General features: G+C 43.7%; 3 protein-coding genes. 1 reads left to right on the forward strand and 2 read right to left on the reverse strand.

Annotated elements, in window-relative coordinates; all coding sequences use genetic code 11:
• Window positions 1-598: 598 nt before the first annotated feature.
• Entirely contained in the window at window positions 599-1,531 is a 933-nt protein-coding gene (locus AK963_RS25480; RefSeq protein ID WP_066018187.1) for a LysR family transcriptional regulator, read from the reverse strand.
• 178 nt (window positions 1,532-1,709) lie between these two features.
• On the opposite strand from AK963_RS25480, the gene metE reads away from it, so the two are divergent.
• Window positions 1,710-4,004 (forward strand): 5-methyltetrahydropteroyltriglutamate--homocysteine S-methyltransferase, encoded by a 2,295-nt coding sequence (metE, locus tag AK963_RS25485; RefSeq protein WP_066018185.1) that lies wholly within the window; start codon window positions 1,710-1,712, stop codon window positions 4,002-4,004.
• Window positions 4,005-4,158: 154 nt separating this feature from the next.
• Here the strand turns inward: metE and AK963_RS25490 are convergent, their stop codons facing one another.
• On the reverse strand, window positions 4,159-4,587 hold the full coding sequence (locus tag AK963_RS25490) for a hypothetical protein (protein WP_066018186.1): 429 nt from the start codon (window positions 4,585-4,587) through the stop codon (window positions 4,159-4,161).
• Between the last annotated feature and the right edge of the window lie 140 nt (window positions 4,588-4,727).

The following is a 4,727-nucleotide window of genomic DNA, read 5'->3' on the forward strand; positions in this document are numbered from 1 at the left end:
GTGTTTTGTAAATGTTTAGTGTTTGGTTGTTTTATTTAGGTGGCCATTGATTTGATCTGAAATCTTGATTTTAAGTTGATTTTTGTATTAATCGATAATCATGTAGTGTCATATGATTCTGATCTCTTGTTTAGGTTATCTTGGTAATTGCTTCTTTATTGGCGCTAGATCATAGGTTTGTGCTGAATTATAACGCTGGATCTTTACTAATTTCTTATCCTCTGATTGTAAATCACATTGTGGCTATTCAATTGGTCAGATTAGTTTTTTTCACTAAGGATTGAGGTTTGAAAGATTACGGATTCCTATTATTTCGAATTTGTACGATGTGATAATTGGAGTATATTGGCGAAAATAATTATAAAAATCACTCTATATTTTATCTGTCGTTTAATTGTTTTTATGTAAAAATGAAATTCTGGAGTAGGGGTTGGGAATGATTGCCAATAATTTAAACTAGGTTCTAGAAGTATAAATAGGAGTAGAGGCCAGTCAATGAGTACTTAATAGACCGGGGAGTTGTTAAGTAGCCATGGAGCCTGATAAATAAAGTATGGAGTAGCAACAGTTTGCAAATTGATCAGTCCATGAAAAATTGCTATGCCGGTTTTATAGCGTTCAAGGTCGCAAAACAGGTTTCTCTGGCTGAGGCAATAAAGCTGGCAATATAAGGCTGCTCCTTTTGTTCGGTTCTGATAGCTGCATAGAGTGTTGACCACAATCCCTCTTTACCAAGTCGAACTGCTGCAACATGCCCTTTATCAAGATATTCAGCCAGTGCCCAGCATGGCAGTGCGGAAACACCTCTCTGGCTGGCAACGAGCTGGAGCATCATCAATGTCAGCTCTGCAGTACGGATATCAGCAGGCTCTATATCGGCAGGGTCAAGAAAATCGTAGAACACAGCCAGACGCCCCTGCTCAACAGGGTAGGTGATCAGTACTTCATTTTGGAGGTCAAAAGGGGTCACAAACTCTTTTTCTTTTAATGGGTGTGTTCTGGCAATTGCCAGAAGCATCTCATAACGAAAAAGGGGGATGTATTCGATGCCATCAATTGGTATTGGGTCAGAAGTGACGACAAGATCAAGTTCACCCCGGGAAAGAGCAGGTAAGGGGGCAAAATTAAAAGCGGTGGAGAAGTCCATTTCTACTTCAGCCCAGTGTTGTCGGTATTCTCCGATTGTTGGCATTAGCCACTGATAACAACTGTGGCACTCAATGGCAATATGCAACCGCCCAGCTTTGCCACCCGCCAATCTCAGAAGGCTTTGTTCTGTAGCTTTGAATCTTGGCAGTACTTCTTCAGCTAGCTCCAGAAGTTTCAATCCTGCAGTGGTAAAGCGAGGTGGTCGGGATTTACGGATAAACACGTCCATCCCAATACGATGCTCAAGCTCTTTCAGCTGGTGGGAAAGAGCGGATTGGGTGAGGTGCAAACGGCTGGCGGCTTCTACCAGACTGCCACTTTGGTGAATGGCTTTAAGCGTTTTAAGGTAACGTAGCTCAAGACCCAGATTCTGCACTGCCATTGTTTGCATTTCTCCCGTAGTCAGCTCAGGCATGCCATAAGACTATCTTTATTAGTTTTCTTCACTTTTATTATTAGAAAAATGAGTTTGATTCAATTCTAACTCTCTAACAGAATCGTGGCTACTCTTTGATCAATCCTGAAAACAATAAGCCTGACGATCTGCCCGGAGTTATTTCATGATTACTACCCATAACCTTGGATTTCCACGAATAGGTGCCAACCGTGAGTTAAAGAAGGCTCAGGAAAGTTACTGGCGTGGCGACCTAACCAAAGCAGAGCTTTTGGAAGAAGGCCGTCGCCTACGTGAACGTCACTGGCAGCTGCAGAAAGAATCAGGGCTTCACCTGATTCCGACGGGGGATTTTGCCTGGTATGACCAGGTGCTGAATCACTCTCTGATGCTGGGTGCGGTGCCAGAGCGATTTTCGGAAGCGGACCCTGATGATATTGATACTCTATTTCGTATGGCTCGCGGTCGAGCGCCCACAGGGGAGCCTGCTGCTGCCTGCGAAATGACTAAATGGTTTGATACTAATTACCATTATATAGTGCCAGAGTTGCATAAAGACCAAAAATTCCAACTGTCTAACGCTGCTATTCTGGATGAAACTGTCGAGGCTATTGGACAGGGTCTAAGGGTAAAACCAGTACTGATTGGCCCTCTGTCCTGGTTGTGGCTTGGTAAAGTTAAGGGCGAGTCTTTTGACCGGCTGGAGTTGCTTGACAGTGTTGTCGAGGTTTATGGCAGCGTTCTAGCCAAGTTGGCAGAAATGAATGTGGAGTGGGTACAGATTGATGAACCCATTCTGGTTCAGGATCTTCCTCAAGAATGGAATCAGGCATTTGAATCTGTGTATAACCGGCTGCAGAGCTGCAATGTGAAAATTCTATTGGCCAGCTACTTTGGCGGTCTGAACGGTACAACGACGACTGTTGTAAATCTGCCAGTGGATGGCCTTCATATTGATCTGGTCCGAGACCCTGAGCAGTTACCGGCACTGCTTGACCGCTTACCCGCCTACAAAGTTTTATCAGCCGGTGTTGTTAATGGTCGTAATGTGTGGCGCTCAGACCTGAAGCAAATATTGCAGCAACTGAAGGAAGCAGAGGAGCGGTTGGGAGATCGGCTGTGGGTAGCGCCAAGTTGCTCATTACTGCATGTGCCGGTTGATCTGGAAAATGAAACTGAGCTTGATGATGAGTTGAAATCCTGGTTTGCCTTTGCCAGGCAGAAATGTAAAGAGGTATCAGTTATTGGTCAGGTTTTAACCGGTGGGCATCAGGCACAGGATCCGGCTGTGTTGAAATTGATTTCTGAGTCTGAAGAAGCTGTATCTGTCAGACAAAAGTCCCAGCGAGTTCATAATACATTGGTAGAGCAAAGGGTGACGGGATTAAAAGACGACAAAGATATTGATCATCGTCATTCTCCCTATGCTGTAAGGGCAAACTTACAGCACGAAAAACTGAATCAGCCTGAATTTCCTACAACCACCATTGGCTCTTTTCCTCAAACTAGGGAGATACGGCAGAAACGCTTACAGTTTCGTAAAGGGGAACTGGATGAGCAGTCTTATATCGATGCTATGCAGGAGGAGATCCGGAGTACAATTAAAAGACAAGAGTCGCTTGGTCTGGATGTACTTGTCCATGGAGAGGCTGAGCGTAATGATATGGTTGAATACTTTGGCGAACAGCTGGAAGGGTTTGCCTTTACTGCCAATGGCTGGGTACAGAGCTATGGCAGTCGCTGTGTGAAACCACCCATTATTATCGGTGACGTCAGCCGTCCAGAGCCGATGACTATTTCATGGAGTCGTTATGCTCAGGCGCAGACTAGCCAACCTGTTAAAGGCATGTTAACTGGACCTGTTACCATTCTCTGCTGGTCATTTCCAAGAGATGATGTGAGCAGAGAAGAGTCCTGTCTGCAGCTAGCGTTAGCATTAAGAGATGAAGTCGTTGATCTGGAGAAAGCAGGTATTGGCATTATTCAGATCGATGAGCCAGCCATTCGGGAAGGCTTACCTTTGAGAAAAGCAGACTGGCCAGCTTATCTTGAGTGGGCGGTGAAGAGCTTTCGAATTGCTGCCAGTGGTGTAAAAGATGAGACCCAAATCCATACCCATATGTGTTATAGCGAGTTTAATGACATTATTGAATATATTGCTGCAATGGATGCTGATGTCATCACGATAGAAACTTCCCGCTCAGATATGGAACTACTGGATGCATTTGAAGAGTTTGAATACCCGAATGAGATTGGCCCTGGTGTTTATGATATTCATTCACCAAACGTGCCCAGTATCGAATGGATTCAACAGCTGATGACCAAGGCCGTGGAGAAAATTCCTAAACAGCGTTTATGGGTCAACCCAGACTGTGGGCTGAAAACCAGAGATTGGCCTGAGGTGGAAGCAGCTTTGAAAAACATGGTAGAGGCGGCAAAAGGACTGAGGGCCAGTGCTTAAGTGTAAAATTGTGTAATCAGCCTTTAGCCTCAGGTGATGTGTCTGAGGCTATTGGTGAGACATCCATTTTGGTGAGGTGCAATACATTATAAAAGGCTGTCTTACTCTTTTCCGAGAAATGGCTACCTGTGTTGATGTTAAAATGGATATGTAGTTAACCATCCATGGCAGCTTGATAATGCTTGGTTTCTTCAAGTAATAGCTGTCGCTGTTTTTCAAAATTTTCTATGAGCTGCTTAATGATAATGTCTTTTTTTTCAAAGAAATCTCTTGTTTTGGCGTTGAGTGCAGTAAGTTGATCAACTCGATCTATCATTGCTTTTTTTCTATTGAACAGTATTGGTGGTATTGCACGAATTTTTTCTTTAAGGTACGCAATATCTTGGGGTGGTTGCTTTAGGTGTGCTTCTAACTCATTATTTTCTATGTCTATTCTTTCTTTGATATTCTCTAATAATCTTCTGGTGGAAAAAATTTGATTGCCTTTATTGGCAATGAGCGTTAAAAGGCTCTTTTGGTCTAGGGTTTTTATGAATGCCGGTATATTGTCTTTTAGCTGACCCAAAACAGGCTGGTCATTCATTTTACAGTCCCTGGTGTCATCACCGATGTAATAAGTCTTCAAAACACCAGTTTAATTTGACCTCCCGATTAACCCTTTTCTGGCCGATTGTTTTCCTGTTGGTATCAAGCAGGGAGCAGCGCCATGACCAATCGAGAGGA

The organism is Endozoicomonas atrinae, assembly GCF_001647025.1.
Lineage (GTDB): Bacteria > Pseudomonadota > Gammaproteobacteria > Pseudomonadales > Endozoicomonadaceae > Endozoicomonas > Endozoicomonas atrinae.